A 19,262-nucleotide genomic window follows, 5' to 3' on the forward strand; every position below is an offset into this window, starting at 1 on the left:
TTACCGCTCCAGGTGGCGCGGGTCCAGCGCATCCCTCAGCGCGTCCCCGAGCAGGTTGAAGCCCAGCACGGTGAGGGCCAGGGCCGCGCCGGGGAAGAGGGCCACGTGCGGGGCGACGAGGAGGTACTGCGTGCCCTGGTCCACCAGCGCGCCCCAGGACGGCGTGCCGGGTGGGACGCCGAGGCCGAGGAAGCTCAGCGAGGCCTCGGCCAGAATCGCGCCCGGCAGCGCGAAGGTGGCCTGCACCAGCAGCGGCCCGGCGGCGTTGGGCAGCAGGTGGTGGAAGAGGATGCGGCCGGGCCCGCTGCCCAGGGCGCGCGCGGCCTGCACGTACTCGCGCTCGCGCAGGGTGAGCACCTGTCCGCGTGCCAGCCGCGCGTAGCCCGTCCACCCGGTGAAGGAGAGGGCGAAGACGACGTTGGCGAGGCTGGGACCCAGCACGGCGGTGATGAACAGCGCCAGCAGCATGCCGGGGAATGCGAGCAGCACGTCGACGACGCGCATCAGCACCTCGTCCACCCAGCCGCCCGCGTAGCCGGCGATGCCTCCCAGGGTGATTCCCACGAGGCCCGACAGCGCCACCGCGAACACGGAGACGAGCAGCGACACGCGGGCGCCGTAGAGCACGTGGGTGAGCACGTCGATGCCGTTCTCCCCCGCGCCCAGCACGTGCGCGGGGCCGGGCGGCGCCAGCTCGGAGGGCAGGTCCACCCCGTCCGCCGCGTACGGGGCGAGCAGCGGGGCGAAGAGCGCGGTGAGGACCCACAGCGCGGCCACGGCGAGCCCGAAGCGGCCTCCCCACGAGGACAGGCGGAAGCGGCTCACGAGCGCCTCCGCACACGCGGGTCCACCCGGGCATAGGCCGCGTCGGTGAGCGTGTTGACGGCCACGTAGCAGAGCGTGAAGACGAGCACCGTGGCGCGCACGGTGTTGTAGTCGCGCTTCTCAATCGCCGTGAGCAGCAGCGTGCCCATGCCCGGCCACGCGAAGACCTTCTCGGTGACGATGGCGCCGCCCAGCAGCGTGCCGAACTCCAGGCCCAGCACGGTGAGCAGGGGCAGCAGCGCATTGCGGAAGGCGTGTTTCCACAGCACCACGCGCGGGGACAGGCCCTTGGCGCGGGCCACGGTGACGTAGTCCTCGCGCAGCGCCTCGAGCATGGAGGCGCGAGTCATCCGCGCGAGGAACGCGGCCAGCGCGGTGCCCAGCGTGAGGGCGGGCAGCACCAGGTGCCGCCACGACTCCGCGCCCGAGACGGGCAGCCAGTCCAGCTTCAGCGCGAAGACGATGATGAGCACGGGGCCGAGCCAGAAGCGCGGCAGCGCCACCCCCGCCACCGAGGTGCCCATGGCGACCGCGTCCACCACCGTGCCCCGTCGCGCCGCGGCCGCCACGCCCAGCGGGAGGGCCAGTGCCAGCGCGATGAGCATGGACGCGACGGTGAGCACCAGGGTGTACGGCAGCGCCGTGCCAATCGCCGGCAGCACCTTGCGCTGGAAGGGCGGCAGCGACGTGCGCAGCTCCCCGGTGACGAGCTGTCGCGAGAAGACGCCGAGCTGCGAGTACCACGGCAAGTCCAGGCCCACGGCGCGCCGCAGGGCCTCGCGGTCCACCTCCGTGGCCTGCTCGCCGAGCATGACGTCCACCGGGTCCCCCGGCACGAGGTGCAGGAAGAGCGACACGAGGAGCAGCGCGCCCACCAGCGCCACCGCCGCGGACCCGATGCGGCGCCTCACGGTGCGCCCTCCCGGCGCATGACGATGCCAAAGCGCGCTTCCGCCTGGGAGTCGGGCCGCCGCTTCACGGTGCGCCCTTCCGCGCGCCCGGTGCCATGCGCGCACGGGCCAGCGGGGTGAGCAGGCCATGCGCACTGGGCTCGAAGCCCTCCAGCCGCGTGGACATCACGGCCACGCTGTCCTCGTGCCACAGCGGAAGAATGGGCATCAGCACGTCCAGCCGCTGCTGCGCTCGAGCATACAGGGACTTGCGCTCCTCACGCGTCGCGCGCGCCGCCGCCTCCAGCAACGCGTCCAGCGCCGCGTCGCGCAGGCCGCCCCGGTTGAAGCCGCCCCAGTGGTTCTCCGCCGTGGGGATGTTCATCGAGTGGAACGCCCCCCGGAGCAGGTCCGGCTCCATGACGGACGCCCACTTGAGGGTGAACAGCTCGACCCGTCCCCGGCGCACGTCCTCGAAGAAGGTGCCGAACTCCAGCGCCCGCACCTCCACCTGCACGCCGCCGCGAGCGAGCTGCTCCTTCAGCACCAGCCCCACCGCGCGGCGCAGCCGGTCCGTGCTCGTCTTCAGGGACAGCGTGAGTCGCGGCCTGCCGCCCGGCCCATCCGGGTCCGGAAACCCCGCCTCATCGAGCAGCCGCGCGGCCTCCCCGGGCGCGTAGGGACACCCGTCCGAGGGCGCCCACGCCCAGTTCGCGCGAGGCAGCAGTCCGTGGGACGGCCGCGCCAGTCCGTGCAGCTTGTGCTCCACCACCGGCCCCACATCCACCAGGTGGCACAGCGCCCGCCGCACCCGCACGTCCGCCAGCGGCCCCGCGCGCAGGTTGAGTCCCACGTAGGCGAAGCCCGTCCCCGGGCGCGACACCACGCGCAGGTGGGGCTCGCGCCGCAGCACCGGCAGCACCGCCGGGGACACCACGTTGACCGCCAGGTCCGCGCGTCCCTTGAGCAACTCCAGCACCCGCGTCGTCTCGTCGCGCACCACGCGGAAGCGCAGCCGGGGCAGGGCGGGCGCTCCCGCGTACCAGCCCTCGAAGGGCACCAGCGTGAGGTGCTCCTCGTCCGGATGCGACTCGAAGCGGAAGGGCCCCGCGCCCACCGGGTGCTCGCCCTGCGCGACGACACGGTCCGCGCCCGTCCGCTCCGAGGGGATGATTCCAGCGGACAGCTCCGCCAGCAGCGGCGCATGGGGGCGCTCCAGGTGGAAGCGCACGGTGCGCGCGTCCACCACCTCCACCCCTTTCAGCGCCGCGTACCGCTCTGCCCGGGGGCTGCGGACACTCGCGTCCCGCAGCCCGTCGAAGGTGGCCTTCACGTCCTCGGCCGTCAGCGCGGTGCCGTCATGGAAGGTGAGGCCCGGGCGCAGGGTGAACTCCATGAGGGTGGGGGACACCTCGCGGAAGGACTCGGCCAGCACCGGCACCGGCTGGCTCGCGTCGTCGAAGGCCAGCAGCCCCGGGGTGATGAGCGCCGCCAGCCGCTGACCGTTGGCCGTCAAAGCGAAGCGGTCGTCCAGGCTGTCCGGCGGCGACTCCAGCAGCACCGTGATGCCGTCCGCCGGAGGCTCCGCCCTGCAGCCTTCCGTCCCGAGCAGAGCGAGCAGGCACAGCGCGAGGCGACCGGGGAGGCCCCGCATGAGGGCCCGGGTAGGGGGAGGAGGCATCCTTCGGAACCTGTCCGCCACACGGTTACAGGTCGGATGTCAGGGGGAAAGGCCATTCTGCGCCCGTGCAGTCTCGGACTCTCAGAGAGGGGAGTGAAAAGAAGTCCACATGCCTGGCACTCGCTTGCCGCCTGGTGGAAGAGCGAGCGCCCAACCGTGGACTCCTGCTGCCTCTCTCCCTTGCCGGGCTTTCACCCCCTTCCGCATAATGGCCAGCGACTTCCCCGGAGAGAGTGTGCAGGTCCATCGAGCCAGCCCCTACTTGGCCGCAGCAGCCATCATTTTCCTGACACTCCCGAGCGCCGCGTGGTCGGCGCCTCCCTCCGCCGAGAAGCGCGCGGACCGTGAGGCGTTGAAGCAGGCCTTGATGGAGGTGCTCCAGCGCTCGTCGTTGAAGGCGAGCCGCGTGGGCGTCCAGATGCAGAGCCTGGACGACGGCGCCATCGTGTTCAGCCACAACGCCGACGAGCTGCTCAACCCGGCGTCCAACGTGAAGCTCGTCACGTCCGCGGCGGCGCTCGCCGCGCTCGGGCCCGAGTTCCGCTACGACACCGAGTTCCTCGTGGACCCGGAGCTAGGCGCGGACGGCAAGGTGAAGACGCTCTACGTGCGCGGCAAGGGCGACCCCTCCATGACGACCGAGCGCCTGTGGGGTGTCGTCGCGGAGCTGTGGCACGCGGGCGTGCGCGAGGTGGGCGAGATTGTCGTGGACGACGCCTGGTTCGACGCCGAGCGCACGCCGCCCGGCTATGACCAGGAGGACTCGGACCGCGCGTACATGGCGCCCACCGGCGCGCTGAGCCTCAACTGGAACGCCGCCGCCATCTACCTGCGCCCCGGCAACGCCCCCGGCGCCAAGGGCACGGTGGAGATGGAGCCGCCCAGCGACTACTTCGTGGTGGAGAACCAGCTGGGCACGGGCTCGGCGCGCGCGCGCCGCGTGTCGGTGACGTCCGACCCGTCCGGCCCGGTGCAGAAGATTGTCGTGCGCGGCCAGCTCCCCAGCGAGCGCGGCGGCGCCGTCAGCGTGTGGAAGAAGATCGACAACCCGCCCATGTACTACGGGCAGACGCTCAAGCAGATGCTCACCACGCGGGGCGTGAAGATGAAGGGCCGGGTCAAGGTCGGCCTGACGCCCTCCAAGGCGAAGATGCTGTACGTGTCCCAGTCGGACACGTTCGACGTCATCCTCAAGCGCCTCAACAAGCTCTCCAGCAACTTCGTCGCCGAGCAGCTGCTCAAGACGATGGGCGCGGAGCTCAAGGGCACGCCGGGCTCCTTCACCAAGGGCGTGGAGGTGGTGGAGCAGTTCCTCGAGCGCGAGGTGGGCATCCCCCGCGGCACCTACGTGATGAAGAACGGCAGCGGCCTCAACGACGCCAACCGCTTCTCCACCGCGCAGCTCAACCGACTGCTTCGCTACATGTACGAGCGCTTCCCCTTCGCGCCCGAGTACATGTCCTCCGTGCCCATCGCCGGCAAGGACGGCACGCTGAAGTACCGCTTCGAGGGCAGCGACGCGGTGGGCCGCCTGCGCGCCAAGACGGGCACGCTGGAGAGCGTCTCCGCGCTCAGCGGCTACGTGACGAGCGCGGGCGGTGAGCGCTTCACCTTCTCCATCATCGCCAACGACTTCGCGGGCCGCGCCGGCCCCATCGTCGCCGGCCTGGACGCGCTGGGCGCGGCGGTGGCCGCCACCGGCTCCAGCCTGGGGCCGTCCAACGCGGTGGCCGCGCTGGCCGACAACGGCCGTCCGGCCGGGGCCATCAACGACGTGGCCGCCCGCATCAAGACGTACCTGGACCTGGGCCGGCAGCGCGACCAGCGCAACATCGGCTTCCTGCGCACCGCGTGGCGCAGCGAGAGGGACCCGGCGGTGCGCGCGGTGCTGGCGGAGAGCCTCTACCAGTCCAACCCGCATGACTACCTGGGCGCGCGCACGCTGCTGGACAGCTACGCCGCCACCGGCGAGGTGTACGGCCGCCTGAGGGAGGTGGCCCGCGTCCTCTCCGTCGACGTGCCGGGCGTCAGCAGCATGGTGGAGCTGGCCGCCGGCGGTAATACCGAGGCGCTGGCCCGCGTGCTGGAGCTGGCGGGCGCCGCCGGGACGGACGCGCAGTCGCAGCGGGAGATGTCCGAGGCGCTGGGCGAGGTGGCCCGCACCGCCCCCGAGGAGCTGGTGGTGGCCCTGCGAGGCGCCAGCGCTGGAGACCGCGAGGCCTCCACCACGCTGCTGGCCCGCGCGCTGGTGCAGGCCGGCCAGGCGGACCATCCCTTCTGGAAGTCCCTGCGCCGCACGCTGGGCGCCACGGACCCGCAGCTCGCCGCCTTCGCCAAGGGGCTGGACTCCACCCTGTCGCAGAAGGTGGCCGAGGCCAAGGCCCCGCCCAAGGACGGCCTCACCCCCGTGAATGTGGTGGCCCCGGCCGGCAACGCGCCGCGCCCCGGCAGCCCGCCCGAGTCACGCACCGCCGAGACGCGTCCCGGCGGGTAGCACCGCGTTCCCAGGCACCACCAACCCCGGGCGTGGGCCTCCTCGCCCGGGGAGCAGGCAGGCTGACAGCCCCCCCGGAACATTTCTGGCGCCCAGCCGGATGTCGGTGTGCACTGCTATAGGTGGAAGCCAACCTGCCAGGAGCTGTCCTGGCGGGGTGCAACCGGCCCGTGGTGGGTCGGTTCTCGTGAAAGGAACGCAGTCATGGCTGGAGGCGTGAACAAGGTCATTCTCATCGGCAACCTGGGGGCGGACCCCGAGGTTCGCTTCACCCCGGGCGGTCAGGCGGTGGCGAACTTCCGCATCGCCACCAGCGAGAGCTGGACGGACAAGAATGGCCAGAAGCAGGAGCGGACCGAGTGGCACCGCATCGTCGTCTGGGGAAAGCTCGCGGAACTCTGCGGCGAGTACCTGAAGAAGGGACGGCAGTGCTACGTCGAGGGCCGCCTGCAGACGCGCGAGTGGACCGACAAGGAGAACCGGAAGAACTACACCACGGAGGTCGTGGCCAACGCCGTGACGTTCCTCGGCGGTCGTGACGCCGGAGAGGGCATGAGCGCCGGCAGTGGTGGCGGCGGACGCCGGTCCTCGGGTGGTCCCCAGCGCGGCAACGGCATGGACTCCGACTACGGCCAGCCGCCCCCCATGGATGACAGCAACAACATGGGTGGTGGCCACGCCGGTGGTGACGACGACATCCCGTTCTGACCTGCTATAGCCCCTGGAAATGAAACCGGCCGCTCCCCGAGGCTTGGGGGGCGGCCGGTTGTCTTTCGCGTCTCCGTGAAGGCCCGCGGGCGCGGGCCCCGGGGCTCACGTCACGGAGGGGTGGCGCCCACCGGGCTGAAGGCGGCGCCCGCGGTGTAGAGCGCGTAGATGACCGCCCAGCTCATCGCCGTCAGGAGCAGGAACAGGCCGATGACGACCGGCTCGAAGCGGCGCATGGAGCGGTCGCTGGCGAAGATGCCCCAGTACATGGCGAAGCCCTGGAGGCCGTTGGCCAGGTGGTACGCGGTGCCCAGCGTGCCCAGCAGGTAGACGATGAGCGTGGGCATGTGGTGGTGCATCTCCCGGGCGATGTCGGAGAACGGCTCGGGGTGCCCCTCCACCAGGCGCGGGTGCAGGAAGGCCAGCCAGATGTGGGCGCCGAGGAAGAACAGCACGCCCACCGCGCTGATGCGCTGCACGATGTACTTGAGGTTGCCGTAGTTGTTGTAGCGCCCGTTGTTGGGCTTGAAGCTGAACAGCCGCACGAGGCCCCAACCGGTGTGGATGAGCAGCGGCAGGATGACGATGAGGAAGGTGAAGGCCTGGGCGAACGGGTTGGAGTACGTCGTCACCGACGCCTCCCACGCCGCCGCGCCGTTGAAGGCGGAGAGGTTGTCCCAGATGTGGTTGATGACCCAGATGGACAGGGGCACCACGGCCAGGAACGAGCCCAGGCGGGACTTGAGGAGCGGTGTCTTCGTCGGAACGGCTGCGGCGGCTTGGCTGCTCATCGGGTCTCCAGCGACGGCGCGCGGGCGGGTACCGCGTCCAAGTCAATGTCAGGTGACAGTCGGACGGCGGTTTATAACCGTTCCGGCCGGGAGGCTGGATTTCTTCCGCATCCCCGGATACCAGCCGCCCCACACGGAGGCATAAGGCTGACCTTATGCGTCACCCCGGGGTGGGCTGCTGCTCCCCCGACGGGCGGAGGGGCGCCCGCCTTCTGTCGTTGGCGGGCAATGCGGGCTCGGGCACGCTAGTCGCTTCCCTATGTCCGACGAGCTCGTCAGTGGATTGCTGAAGAAGACGGACCTGCGCGTGGTGCTGGCCACCACCCCGGAGCTGTCCCGCCAGGCGCGCGCCACCCATGGCACCGCCCCCGCCGCCGCGGCCCTCCTGTCGCAGGCCCTCACCGCCGCCGCCCTCCTGGGCGCCCTCCAGAAGCACGACGCGCGCATCAACCTCCAGGTGGAGTGCGACGGCCCCCTGCGCGGCCTCTTCGTGGACGGCGACGCCTCCGGGCTGGTGCGCGGCTACGTGAAGAACCCGCAGGTGGAGTACGTGGGCGGCGAGGGCCAGTACCACTGGCGTCCCGTGCTGGGGAACAAGGGCTTCCTGTCCGTGCTGCGCGATCAGGGCGGCGGCGAGTTCTACCGCTCCTCGGTGGAGCTGGTGCACTTCGACCTGGCGGCCGACATGGAGCGCTACCTCCACCAGTCCGACCAGCTCCCCTCGCACCTGCTGCTCGCCCAGGTGCCCTCCGGGGGCGACGGCGCGGCCGAGTCGCTGGGCATCGTCGCGGGCCTGCTCGTCCAGCCGCTCCCCAGCGGGGACATGGACGCCTTCAAGGAAATGGGCCCGCGGCTGCGCCGCGACTTCGTGCCCGTGCTCCAGGCGCATGCGGCGGCCGGCGCCTCGGCGGTGCTGCGTGCGCTGCTGCCCGAGTCCGACTTCGAGGTGATGTCGCGGTATCCCCTGCGCTTCGGCTGTTCGTGCAGCAAGGACCGCGTGAAGCGCGCGCTGCTGGCCATGGGGCGCGAGGAGCTGACGGACCTCCTGGAGAAGGAAGGACAGGCGGAGGCCACGTGCCAGTTCTGCACGACGCGCTACGTCATTCCAGGAGAGGAAATTCGGGCCATGTTGGAGGCCGGCGAGATTTGACTTGAGAGGGCCTCAACGGTACTTGCCGCCGCGCCATGAGCTACTTCACGCAACTGCTCGAGGGCGGCTACGAGGCCGTCCACCTTCTCAGTGATTCGCGGACGGGGCTGCGCGCCATCGTCGGCATGCACAACACGCGGCTGGGGCCGGGCCTGGGCGGCACGCGCGCGCTGGCGACCTACACGAGCGAGGAGGAAGCCGTCGCGGACGCGCTCCGGCTCGCGCGGGGCATGACGTACAAGGCGGCGCTCGCCGGACTGCCGCACGGCGGCGGCAAGGCCGTCATCATGCTGCCCCGCGGCAACTTCGACCGGGCGAAGCTCTTCGAGTCCTTCGGCCGCGCGGTGGAGTCGCTCGGCGGCCGCTACATCACCACCGAGGACAGCGGCACCAGCCCGGACGACATGGAGCACGTGCGCAAGCACACGAAGAACGTCGTCGGCCTGAAGGAGCGCAGCGGGGACCCGTCGCCGGTGACGGCGTACGGCGTGGCGCGCGCCATGGAGGCCACGGCGAAGCACCTCTTCGGCCGGCCGGACCTCAAGGGGCTGCGCGTCACCGTGCTGGGCGTGGGCCACGTGGGCATGTACCTCGTGAAGGAGCTGCACGAGCGCGGCGCGAAGGTGTGGGTGAGCGACATCAACCCCGCGAGCGTGGAGCACGCCGTGAAGCAGTACGGGGCCACCTCGGTGACGGCCGACGAGCTGCACCGCATGGAGGCGGACATCTACGCCCCCTGCGCGCTGGGCGGCGCCATCAATGACACCACCCTGCCGCTGCTGCGCGTGAAGGCGGTGTGTGGCGCGGCCAACAATCAGCTGCTCACCACGCGCCACGGCGAGCAGCTGGCGAAGCGCGGCATCCTGTACGTGCCGGACTACGCGGCCAACGCCGGCGGCCTCATCAACGTGGCCCAGGAGTGGGCGGGGTACAACCGGGAGAAGGCCTACGCCCGCGCCGCGCTCATCTTCGAGACCATCGACACGGTGCTGGCCCGCGCGAAGGACTCCGGCCTCCGCCCCGAGCAGGTGGCCGACCGCATGGTGGAAGAGAAGCTGGCCGCCTGAGGGCGGCCGGGTCCGCGCGCCGCCTCTCCTCGTCTTCCGACGATGAAGAGGCGGCCGGATGTGGCCAGGGCGTGTGGCTCGGGGTATGACGGGGCCCGCACGCACCCCAGCCGGAGTCAACGCCGTGGCCACCAAGCGGGCAGCGCCCGGGCCCAAGGCCCAGGGCAAGCGCAAGCCCACCGCGAAGTCCTCCCCGAAGAAGTCCTCCCCTCCCTCTCCTTCCGCGTCGAAGGCGGACCGGAGGCAGGCGGAGAAGCTCGTCTCCATTCCCGCGGACATGGTGTTGGCGCCGCAGGTGGAGGCCCCCCGCCAGCCCACGGGCAAGGACCAGTCGCGCAAGAAGTCCGCCGGAGGCGTGCGCGAGCTGACCTGGGCGGAGTTCGACCGCGCCGTGCAGGAGCTGGCCGGCGCCATCCGCGCGTCCTTCGCGCCGCAGGCGGTGGTGGGCGTGGCCCACGGCGGCGTCTTCGTGGGCGGGGCGCTGTCGTCGGCGCTCGGCTGCGAGTTCTTCCCGGTGCGCATCAGCCGCCGCAGCCGGGACAGGGGTGAGGGTGCCCGCGGCCGGGGCAAGCCGAAGGTCGCCGGGGAGATGCCGCGCGAGCTGAAGGGCCGCCGCGTGCTGATTGTGGACGACGTGGCCTCCAGCGGTGACACGCTGGAGCTGGCGTCGCAGCTGGCGCGCGAGGTGGGCGCGAAGAAGGTGGAGACGGCGTGCCTGGTGGCGCGGCCGGAGGGCTTCGCGCCGGACTACAGCGCGCTGGCCACCGCCACGCTGGTGGTCTTCCCCTGGGACTACGAGCCGGCCACCGGCGACGCGCGCTTCGACGAGGACCCGGACAAGGCGGGGGCGTGAGCCCCGGCGCGGTGGGGCGATGATTGTCGGGACGGCGGGGCACATCGACCACGGCAAGACGTCCCTGGTGAAGGCGCTCACCGGCATCGACACCGACCGGCTCAAGGAAGAGAAGCGGCGCGGAATCACCCTGGAGCTGGGCTTCGCCCACCTCACGCTGGACGACGGCACGGTGGCCGGCGTGGTGGACGTGCCCGGCCACGAGCGCTTCGTGAAGGCCATGGCCGCGGGCGCCGGCGGCGTGGACCTGGCGGTGCTGGTGGTGGCCGCGGACGAGGGCGTCATGCCCCAGACGCGCGAGCACCTGGACATCTGCCGGCTCTTGGGCGTGAGGGCCGGCGTCATCGCGCTCACCAAGTCGGACCTGCTGGCGGAGCTGGGCCCGGAGTGGCGCGCGCTGGTGGAGGCGGACCTGGGGGCGCTCACCGCGGGCACCTTCCTGGAGGGCGCGCCCGTGGTGCCCTGCTCGTCGAAGACGGGCGAGGGGCTGGACGCGCTCAAGTCCGCGCTCACCCGCGCCGCCCGCGCCCTGCCGAAGCGTCCTTCGGAGGGCCCCGCCTTCCTGCCGGTGGACCGGGTCTTCACCATCAAAGGCTTCGGCACGGTGGTGACGGGCACGCTGCTGTCGGGCGCGGTGGCGGTGGAGGACGCGGTGGCGCTGCTGCCCGGGCTGCCCGGCCCCTTTCGCGTGCGCGGCGTGCAGGTGCACGGGCAGGCGGTGCCGAAGGTGGAGGCGGGCCAGCGCGCGGCGGTGAATGTCACCGGCGTGGAGCCGGAGGCGCTGCACCGGGGCATGGTGCTGGTGCGCTCGGGGGAGCTGCCGGAGACGCGCATGCTGGACGTGGAGCTGGCGCTGCTGCCCGCGGCGGAGGCGGCGCTGCCCCGCCGCCGGAAGCTGCTTTTGCACCTGGGCACCGCGCAGGTGGAGGCCACGGTGGCGCTGCTGGACGTGGAGCGGCTGGAGCCCGGCGAGACGGCGCTGGCGCAGCTGCGGCTGGACGGGCCCGTGGGCGCGCTGGTGGGGCAGCGCTTCATCCTGCGCGGCTCGCGCGCGCTGCCCGGTCGCGGGGCCACGGTGGCGGGGGGCCGCATCCTGTCCATTACGCCGCCCCGGCGCCGCAAGGGGGGCTCGGCGGTGGTGGCGCCGCTCCTGGAGGCGGAGCCGTCGGGGCAGGTGGCGTGGCTGTTGCGCCAGGCCGGCTACCGGGGGCTGACGCAGCCGGAGCTGTTCGGCCGCTCCGGGCTGGGGCCGAAAGTCCTTTCGCGCGCGCTGGAGCTGTTGGGCGCGCGGGGCGGGGCGCTGCTGGTGGACCGCGAGCGGCGGCTGTACCTCTCCGGCGAGGTCTTCGAGGGACTGCAGGGGCGGGCGCTGGCCCTGCTGGCCGCCTTCCATGAGCGCGAGCCCCTGCGTGAAGGCCTGCCGCGCGAGGAGCTGCGCCAGCGCCTGTCCGCCGAGCTGGACTCGCGCACCTTCCAGCGGGTGACGCAGGCGTTGGTGGACGCGGGGAAGGTGGAGCTGGACAGGGAGGTGGTGCGCCTCAAGGGGCGGGGCCGCACGCTGTCGCTGGGGGACGAGGCGGCCCGCACGAAGCTGGCCGCGGAGCTGTCCGCCGCGGGGCTGGCGCCGCCCACCCTCAATGAGCTGGCGCAGAAGCTCCAGCTGCCCATGCCCCGGCTCCAGGAGTTGTTGAAGGTGATGGTGGCGGGGGGGATGGCGGTGCGCGTCAGCGACGAGCTGTGCTTCGACGCGGGAGCGCTCGCGGGCCTGCGTGAGCGCCTGGTTGCCCACCTTCGCGAGAAGAAGGAGATTACCACCCAGGCCTTCAAGGAAATGGTCGGCCAGAGCCGCAAGTTCGTCATCCCGCTGTCGGAGTACTTCGACCGGGAGAAGGTCACACTCAGGGTGGGCGAGAAGCGGGTGCTGCGTCGCGGATGAGCATGAAGCGTTACAGCGAGGCCGACCTGCGCGCCCTCATCGAGCCCTTCGACAACCCCATGGTGGCGGTCGTCGACGGGCGCGTGTCCGCTGTCAACGCGGCCTACCTCGGGCTGCTGGGGCTTCCTCGCGAGCAGGTGGAGGGCCGCTCCGTGATGGACTTCGTCCAGCCGGAGGAGCGCAGCCGCCTGTCCGAGCGCTACCGCCTGCAGGAGTCCGGCGACGCGACGATGGACCCGCGCACGCAGGTCTACCAGGTGCCCTGCGCGGGCGGCGTCACCCGCGAGGTGGCCCTGTACTCCACGCGCGTGCAGCTGGAGGGCGGCGGCAGTGCGCGGCTGCTCAACTGCCTGCCGCTCCAGGACACGCCGCCGGAGATGACCGTCGCCGAGCGCCTGGTGGACACGTCCGCGGGCCTGGTGTCCGCGCACTCCGAGGACGCGGTGCGCCGCGTGGCGCTGAAGGGGCTCCAGGACGCGGGCTTCCGCGTCCGGCTGCTGCGCTGGGACGGCGAGCGGCTGCTGGCGCGTGACGGCGAGCCCCTGCCGGAGGACGTGCGCCTGGGTCTGGAGTCGCTGGCCGACGGGCGCCCCGTGTTCGGCGGCACGGAGCGCGCCTCGCCCTCGCACGTCTACATCCCCGTGGGCGGTCCGCAGGACGAGGTGCTGTGGGTGCAGGGGCCGTGGGTGGCGCCCCGCCATGGCTCGGTGCTGACGCTCTTCGCGAAGGTGGTGGGCGCCGCGCTGACGGACGCGCGCGTGCAGGCGGACGGCGCGCGCAGCCGCTGGGAGATGGAGGCCGTGGCCCAGGTGGCGCGCTTCGTCGCGCAGCCGGTCCCGCCCTCGCTGGAGGACTTCCTGGCGCGCGTCGCGGACCTGCTGCAGGGGAGCGCCGCGGCGCTGCACCTGACGCCCCCGCAGGGCGGCGCGCTGGCGCTGGCCACGCACGTGGGGCTGGCGGACCTGGTGCGCGACGGCGAGCACGCGGCGCGGCTCACCGGCCTGCTGGCGGTGGCGGCGGAGGGGGAGGGTGGGCTGTCCACCGAGGCCCAGGGCGCGGCGCTGGGGGACTTGTCCGGCGGGCGGCTGGGGTGTGGCGCGGTGGCGCGCCTCACCCGGGGCGGCGAGGTGTGCGGCACCCTCCAGCTGCTGCGCGCGGCCGGCCACCCCTTCGACGCGCGGGACGTGCGGCTGCTGGGGACGCTGGCGGAGCTGCTGGTGACGCTGCTGGAGCAGCGCCGGCTGCGCGCGGAGTCCTCGCGCCAGCTCGCGGAGACGCGCCTGCTGCTGGACCTGGCGCGCACCACGTCGGGCGTGCTGGAGACCTCCAGCATCCTCGACGTGGCGTCCGACTTCCTCGTCCACCTGCTGGACGTGTCCAACTGCTACATCATGCTGTACGACGAGGGGGCGAAGCTCTTGCGCGGCGCCGCCGCCTCCACGGCCCACCGCGACTTCTTCCGCACGGTGGTGCTGCCGCTGCACGGGGACAGCCTCGCCACGCGCGTGGCCCGCGAGCGCCGTCCCATCGCCATCGAGGATGTGATGGCCACGGGCGGCGGCTTCGACTCGCACCTCGCCCAGCGCTTCGGGGAGAAGGCGCTGCTCGCCCTGCCGCTCACCTCGCGCGAGGAGCTCATCGGCGTGGTGGTGGTGGACGACACGCGCCGGGCGCGCGCCTTCGGGCCGGAGCTCATCGAGCTGGCCGAGGCCACCTGTGGCCAGCTGGCGCTGTCCATCGCCAACGCGCGCCTCTACGAGTCGCTGTGGGCCAGCTACGCGGAGCTGGCCGCCACCCGCGCGGAGATGGTGAAGCGCGAGCGGCTGGCCGCGCTGGGCGAGCTGTCCGCGATTGTCGCCCACGAGGTGCGAAACCCCCTGGGCGTCATCTTCAACGCGGTGGCCTCGCTGCGCCGGCTGCTGGACCCGGGCGGCGACGCGGCCATGCTGCTGGACATCCTGGGCGAGGAGAGCGACCGGCTCAACCGCATCGTGGGTGACTTGCTGGACTACACGCGCCCGAGAGACCCGGTGCTCCAGCACGAGGACCTGGGGCGCGTGCTGCAGGACTCGCTGGAGGCCGCGCGGGTGCAGGGCGGGGGCGCGGACCGGCCCGTCCACATCCACTCGGACGTGGAGCCGGGGCTGCCGCCGGTGCCCATGGACCGGCGGCTCATCCGCCAGGCGCTCGTCAACGTGGCCGTCAACGCGATTCAGTCCATGCCGCAGGGAGGCCTGGTGCAGGTGCGCGCGCGCCGCGAGGCCTACGCGGGCAAGGACCAGCTGCGCATCGACGTGGCGGACCAGGGGCCGGGCATTCCCGCGGAGCTGCTCCACCGCGTCTTCGAGCCCTTCTTCACCACCAAGGCCCAGGGCACCGGACTGGGGCTGGCCGTCGTCAAGCGCATCCTCGAGGAGCATCGGGGAGAAATCGCCGTGGAGAGCACGCCCGGCCGCGGTACCACCTTCACCTTCCGGCTGCCCCTGTCGCAGCCCCCGTCCTTCCCATGACTGACGCGAACACCCCGCCCTCCCGTGGACGCATCCTCGTCGTGGACGACCAGCGCAACATGCGCGCCACCACCGCGTTGCTGCTGCGCGCGGAGCACTACACCGTCTTCGAGGCCGCCACCGGCGAGGAGGCCCTGGCCCAGCTGGCCGGCGGCAGCATCGACCTGCTGCTGACGGACCTGAAGATGGAGCCCATGGACGGGCTCACGCTGCTCAAGCGCGCGCTGGAGGTGGCCCCGCGCCTGCAGGTCATCATGATGACGGCCTTCGGCTCCATCGAGAGCGCGGTGGAGGCCATGCGCCTGGGCGCCGACGACTACGTCACCAAGCCCTTCAAGGAGAGCGAGCTGCGCTACCGCGTGGAGCGCGCCCTGGACCGCGCCCGCGTGCTGCGCGACAGGGACAACCTCGCCACCGACTTCAACCAGCGCCACGGCCTGTCCGCGCTGGTGGGCCGCAGTCCCGCCATGAGGGACCTCACCTCGCGCCTCATGCGCGTGGCCCAGAGCGACGCCACCGTCCTCATCCAGGGCGAGAGCGGCACCGGCAAGGAGCTGGTGGCCCGCGCGCTCCACGCGCACAGCCGCCGCAAGGTGCGCTCCTTCGTTCCCGTCAACTGCGCCGCCATCAGCGAGTCGCTGCTGGAGAGCGAGCTGTTCGGCCACGCCAAGGGCGCCTTCACCGGCGCGGTGAAGGCCCGCCGAGGCCTCTTCGAGGAGGCGGACGGCGGCACGCTCTTCATCGACGAGGTGACGGAGACCAGCCCCACCTTCCAGTCCAAGCTGCTGCGCGCCCTGCAGGAGGGCGAGGTGCGCCGGGTGGGCGAGTCCACCGCGCTGCGCGTGGACGTGCGCACCGTGGCCGCCACCAACCGCGACATCGAGCTGGAGGTGCGCGAGAAGCGCTTCCGCCAGGACCTCTACTACCGCCTCAACGTGGTGGCCCTGCGCGTGCCGCCGCTGCGCGAGCGCCTGGAGGACGTGCCCGCCCTGGCCGAGCACTTCCTTGAGCGCGCCAACGCCCGCAGCCCCAAGCCCAGGCGCCTGTCCGCCTCCGCGGTGGCGCATCTGATGGGCTACAACTTCCCCGGCAACGTGCGCGAGCTGGAGAACCTGGTGGAGCAGGCCGCCGCCCTCTCGGAAGGCGACGAGCTGCTGCCCGAGGACTTCCCCCTGCGCCAGGGCCGCCTCACGCCCTCCCACGGCACCCCCAGCGTGGCCTTCCTGGACGGGCAGGGCGGCGGCAGCCGCCCCGCCGGCACCGGGCCCACCCTGGCCCAGGTGGTGGAGGAGGCCGAGCGCCACGCCATTACCCAGGCCCTGGAGCGGCACGGCGTGGACCTCGCCCGCGTCGCGGATGAGCTGGGCGTCTCCTCCACCACCCTCTGGCGGAAGATGAAGCGCCTCAACCTCCGCCCGCCCGCAGATCTGGCCCGCGAATAGCGACAGGGTAGGGCCTGGGCATACCGGTGTAACTTTTCCGCACTCATGGATTCAGATCCGAAATGGGCGGGGTTCATCGGTGAAAAGGCCAAAGGGTTGAAATTACTGGCCCTTTTCACATCTGCAACTCCATTTCAGGGCTGCAATGCAATGAGGGGGTGCCAGCAACGTCAGGTGATGGGCTAAGTCCTTGAGAAAATTGGACTTTGCCTCCCAGGAGACGCTGGCACGAGGGCTGCTAAAGGAATGCGCGGGACACATCGAAGCGAGGCTGAAGGCGGTTCCCCCCCACCCCTTCAGCACTTCCGGTGAGTCACCTTGAGAAGACCCGCGGCCTGGCACCCTTCTGGGGTGCCGGGCCGCCTTCTTTTCTACGTCCGGAAAGTTCCCTCGCCTCGTCGTTGCTCTTCCAATGTGCTGGGAGGGGTGGCTGATGACTGTGGAAGTGGGACAGAAGGCGCCACCGTGGGTGGTGAGGCGCGCGCGGCCCGAGGACCATGCGGTATTCACCCGGCTGTTCCGGGAGCTGGGGGTGGACGACCCGCCGCCTCCACCGCCGCAGTGGACCGTAGAGCTCGCGCCGCTCACCGTCTTCGCGGAAGGCCCGGGTGGGGTGGTGGCCTACGGGGTGACGGAGGCGCTGGGCGAGGTGGGCTACGTGGGGCAGCTGGTGGTGGACGCGTCCGCCCGCGGGCAGGGGCTGGGCCGGTGGATGATGGCGCGGCTGGCGGAGGGCCTCCGGGCGCAGGGCTGTCAGCGGTGGGCGCTGTACGTGAAGCGGGACAACACGCCCGCGCTGAACCTCTACGCCTCGGTGGGGCTGCGGCCCGCGCGCCAGGCGGCCAACCTCAAGCTGAGGCGGGCCCACGTGGCGGCGCTGCCCGCCGCGCCGCCGGGCCTGCGGGTGGTGCCGGTGGCGCCGGCGGAGCATGAGGTGCTGACGGCCGCCTTCGGGCTGATGCCGGGCAAGCTGGCGCGCTTCGCCACGAAGGCGTCGCACCGGTTGCTGCGGCTGGACGCGCCGGGCCGGGACGCGGAAGGCCCGCCGGGGCTGATGGATTTGCGCGCCTCCTCCGAGCTCCTCTTCCCCTTCTTCGCGGCCTCGCCCGGCCATGCGCGGGCGCTGCTGGAGGACGCCTTCGCCCGGTGCGGGGACGCGGTGGATGCGCTCAACGTGGTGGTGACGGACGACGCGCCGCTGGACGCGCTCTTGCGCGCGGCGGGCGCGGAGGTGCGCAACGAGACGCTGGAGCTGCGCGGCCCGCTGCCCTGAAACGACAACGCCCGCCCTGGCACGAGGCCGGGGCGGGCGGGGATGCGAGCAGGGGACACGCCCTGCGCGAGGCTACTGGCCGAAGATGGTGCTGGCCTGCACGAGCCAGCCCATAATCGGGCCGGGGATGATGCCCAGCACCACCACCGCCGCGGTGGACAGCACCAGCGCCAGCTCGGTGGACCAGCTGCGCTCGAGGGTGTGCGCACCCTCGGGCACCGGCCGCATGAACATGTAGACGACCACGCGCAGGTAGTAATAGACGCCCGCGGCGCTGGAGAGCACGCCGACGATGGTGAGGCCGATGAGGCCCGCGTCCACCGCCGCCTGGAAGATGAGCAGCTTGCTCATGAAGCCGATGGTGGGGGGAATGCCGCCCAGCGACAGCATGAAGGCCGCCATGGCGAAGGCCCAGCCCGGCCGGCGCTGCGCCAGCCCGCTGAAGCGCTCCAAGTCCCACGCGGTGCCCTTCTCCTCGTCCTCGCGGCGCTCCAGCGCGGACACCATGGCGAAGGCGCCCACCGCGCTGAAGGTGTAGGCCAGCAGGTAGTAGAGGATGCCGCGCAGCGCCTCGGCGCGGGCCACGTCCAGTGCGGTGCCGCCCGTCAGCGCGGAGGCGCCCAGCAGCCGGAAGCTCTCACCCGGCGCGGTGACGAAGAGCGCCGCCACGCCCACCAGGAGGTAGCCGGCGTGGGCAATGGACGAGTACGCCAGCATGCGCTTCACGTTGCGCTGCGGGATGGCCAGCAGGTTGCCCGCCACCATGGTGAGGAAGGCCAGGGTGGAGAACAGCGCCAGCAGCATCTGCGGGTCGATGCCCTTGCCCACGGTGATGAACACGCGGACCATGGAGGCGAAGGCCGCCGCCTTCACGCCCGCGCTCATCAGCGCGGTGACGGGCGTGGGGGCGCCCTCGTAGACGTCCGGCGTCCACATGTGGAAGGGCACCGCGGCCACCTTGAAGGCGAAGCCCGCGCCCACCAGCACGATGCCCGCGTACACCAGCGCCGGCTGGCTCTGCATCGCCGCGCCCAGCGGACCCACCATGGCCGTCAGCTGCGTGGTGCCGGTGGCGCCGTACAGCAGCGCCGCGCCGTACAGCAGCACCGCGGAGGAGAAGGCGCCGAGGATGAAGTACTTGAAGCCCGCCTCGCTCGGCCGCGTGCCGCGGCGCAGGTACGCCGTCAGCGCGTAGGTGGCGATGGAGAGCACCTCCACGTTGACGAAGATGGTGATGAGCTCGTTGGACATGGCCAGCAGGCTCATGCCCGCGGACGCGAAGAGCATCAGCGCGTAGAACTCACCGCGCTCCGCGCCGCGCTTGCGCAGGAAGCTCACGGCGCTGAGCGCCGCCAGCGCCAGGCCCACGCACACCACGAGGGTGAGGAAGCTGGAGAACGGGTCCAGCACGCCGAAGCCGAGCATCACCTCGCGCGGCGGCTCGAACATCACCGCCACCGCCACCGCGCCGGCCGCCACCGCCGTCGCCACCGTCAGCACGGCCTGGTAGGCGCGCGACGAAGTCGCGGAGAGGAAGACCTCGGACAACAGCAGGATGGAGGCACCCACCACCATGATGATGGCGGGCAGCAGCGGGAGGAAGTCTGCCAGGACGAGATTGGGCAGGTTCATGGTGGAAGCT

Annotated in this window: 14 protein-coding genes; 9 read left to right on the forward strand and 5 right to left on the reverse strand. The window is 72.0% G+C overall.

Annotated features, from left to right (window positions below):
- The 3 genes from ACX9TP_RS07020 to ACX9TP_RS07030 all read right to left on the reverse strand — a co-directional run bounded on the left by ACX9TP_RS07020 (window position 1) and on the right by ACX9TP_RS07030 (window position 3,396).
- Complete coding sequence (locus ACX9TP_RS07020) at window positions 1–825, reverse strand: ABC transporter permease (RefSeq protein WP_482978947.1); 825 nt, start codon at window positions 823–825, stop codon at window positions 1–3.
- On the reverse strand, window positions 822–1,736 hold the full coding sequence (locus ACX9TP_RS07025) for an ABC transporter permease (RefSeq protein WP_482978948.1): 915 nt from the start codon (window positions 1,734–1,736) through the stop codon (window positions 822–824). The genes ACX9TP_RS07020 and ACX9TP_RS07025 overlap by 4 nt, the downstream gene beginning before the upstream one ends.
- A 64-nt stretch (window positions 1,737–1,800) precedes the next feature.
- The gene (locus ACX9TP_RS07030) at window positions 1,801–3,396 is read right to left on the reverse strand and encodes an ABC transporter substrate-binding protein (protein WP_482978949.1); all 1,596 of its coding nucleotides are present in this window, start codon (window positions 3,394–3,396) and stop codon (window positions 1,801–1,803) included.
- 235 nt (window positions 3,397–3,631) lie between these two features.
- On the opposite strand from ACX9TP_RS07030, the gene dacB reads away from it, so the two are divergent.
- Window positions 3,632–5,890, forward strand: coding sequence for a D-alanyl-D-alanine carboxypeptidase/D-alanyl-D-alanine endopeptidase (dacB, locus tag ACX9TP_RS07035; protein ID WP_482978950.1), 2,259 nt, complete (start codon window positions 3,632–3,634; stop codon window positions 5,888–5,890).
- Window positions 5,891–6,094: 204 nt separating this feature from the next.
- Entirely contained in the window at window positions 6,095–6,598 is a 504-nt protein-coding gene (locus ACX9TP_RS07040) for a single-stranded DNA-binding protein (protein WP_482978951.1), read from the forward strand.
- A gap of 110 nt (window positions 6,599–6,708) precedes the next feature.
- Here the strand turns inward: ACX9TP_RS07040 and ACX9TP_RS07045 are convergent, their stop codons facing one another.
- Window positions 6,709–7,389, reverse strand: coding sequence for a succinate dehydrogenase/fumarate reductase transmembrane subunit (locus ACX9TP_RS07045; protein ID WP_482978952.1), 681 nt, complete (start codon window positions 7,387–7,389; stop codon window positions 6,709–6,711).
- Between the two features lie 259 nt (window positions 7,390–7,648).
- On the opposite strand from ACX9TP_RS07045, the gene hslO reads away from it, so the two are divergent.
- From hslO to ACX9TP_RS07080, 7 genes are all read left to right on the forward strand, one after another.
- Window positions 7,649–8,539 carry an Hsp33 family molecular chaperone HslO gene (gene hslO, locus ACX9TP_RS07050; RefSeq protein WP_482978953.1) on the forward strand — a complete coding sequence of 297 codons (891 nt, stop codon included), beginning with the start codon at window positions 7,649–7,651 and terminating at the stop codon, window positions 8,537–8,539.
- 35 nt (window positions 8,540–8,574) lie between these two features.
- Window positions 8,575–9,606 (forward strand): Glu/Leu/Phe/Val dehydrogenase family protein, encoded by a 1,032-nt coding sequence (locus ACX9TP_RS07055; protein WP_482978954.1) that lies wholly within the window; start codon window positions 8,575–8,577, stop codon window positions 9,604–9,606.
- Between the two features lie 124 nt (window positions 9,607–9,730).
- Window positions 9,731–10,459, forward strand: coding sequence for a phosphoribosyltransferase (locus ACX9TP_RS07060; protein WP_482978955.1), 729 nt, complete (start codon window positions 9,731–9,733; stop codon window positions 10,457–10,459).
- A gap of 19 nt (window positions 10,460–10,478) precedes the next feature.
- Window positions 10,479–12,395: a selenocysteine-specific translation elongation factor gene (selB, locus tag ACX9TP_RS07065; RefSeq protein WP_482978956.1), complete on the forward strand. Its 1,917-nt coding sequence runs from the start codon at window positions 10,479–10,481 to the stop codon at window positions 12,393–12,395.
- Window positions 12,392–14,905 carry an ATP-binding protein gene (locus ACX9TP_RS07070; RefSeq protein WP_482978957.1) on the forward strand — a complete coding sequence of 838 codons (2,514 nt, stop codon included), beginning with the start codon at window positions 12,392–12,394 and terminating at the stop codon, window positions 14,903–14,905. Before selB ends, ACX9TP_RS07070 begins: the two co-directional genes overlap by 4 nt.
- Window positions 14,902–16,347 (forward strand): sigma-54-dependent transcriptional regulator, encoded by a 1,446-nt coding sequence (locus ACX9TP_RS07075; protein WP_482978958.1) that lies wholly within the window; start codon window positions 14,902–14,904, stop codon window positions 16,345–16,347. The genes ACX9TP_RS07070 and ACX9TP_RS07075 overlap by 4 nt, the downstream gene beginning before the upstream one ends.
- A 433-nt stretch (window positions 16,348–16,780) precedes the next feature.
- Entirely contained in the window at window positions 16,781–17,620 is an 840-nt protein-coding gene (locus tag ACX9TP_RS07080; RefSeq protein WP_482978959.1) for a GNAT family N-acetyltransferase, read from the forward strand.
- Between the two features lie 72 nt (window positions 17,621–17,692).
- On the opposite strand, the gene ACX9TP_RS07085 is transcribed toward ACX9TP_RS07080, so the two are convergent.
- On the reverse strand, window positions 17,693–19,252 hold the full coding sequence (locus tag ACX9TP_RS07085) for an NADH-quinone oxidoreductase subunit N (RefSeq protein ID WP_482978960.1): 1,560 nt from the start codon (window positions 19,250–19,252) through the stop codon (window positions 17,693–17,695).
- Between the last annotated feature and the right edge of the window lie 10 nt (window positions 19,253–19,262).

It is taken from the genome of Pyxidicoccus sp. M15 (assembly GCF_056858435.1).

Bases quoted from the DNA above. Each gene is read 5' to 3' on its own strand.
- ACX9TP_RS07030 (WP_482978949.1), bottom strand. From the start codon at position 3,396: ATGCCTCCTCCCCCTACCCGGGCCCTCATGCGGGGCCTCCCCGGTCGC.
- ACX9TP_RS07070 (WP_482978957.1), top strand. From the start codon at position 12,392: ATGAGCATGAAGCGTTACAGCGAGGCCGACCTGCGCGCCCTCATCGAG.
- ACX9TP_RS07055 (WP_482978954.1), top strand. From the start codon at position 8,575: ATGAGCTACTTCACGCAACTGCTCGAGGGCGGCTACGAGGCCGTCCAC.
- selB (WP_482978956.1), top strand. From the start codon at position 10,479: ATGATTGTCGGGACGGCGGGGCACATCGACCACGGCAAGACGTCCCTG.
- ACX9TP_RS07040 (WP_482978951.1), top strand. From the start codon at position 6,095: ATGGCTGGAGGCGTGAACAAGGTCATTCTCATCGGCAACCTGGGGGCG.
- ACX9TP_RS07045 (WP_482978952.1), bottom strand. From the start codon at position 7,389: ATGAGCAGCCAAGCCGCCGCAGCCGTTCCGACGAAGACACCGCTCCTC.
- hslO (WP_482978953.1), top strand. From the start codon at position 7,649: ATGTCCGACGAGCTCGTCAGTGGATTGCTGAAGAAGACGGACCTGCGC.
- ACX9TP_RS07080 (WP_482978959.1), top strand. From the start codon at position 16,781: ATGACTGTGGAAGTGGGACAGAAGGCGCCACCGTGGGTGGTGAGGCGC.
- ACX9TP_RS07075 (WP_482978958.1), top strand. From the start codon at position 14,902: ATGACTGACGCGAACACCCCGCCCTCCCGTGGACGCATCCTCGTCGTG.
- ACX9TP_RS07085 (WP_482978960.1), bottom strand. From the start codon at position 19,252: ATGAACCTGCCCAATCTCGTCCTGGCAGACTTCCTCCCGCTGCTGCCC.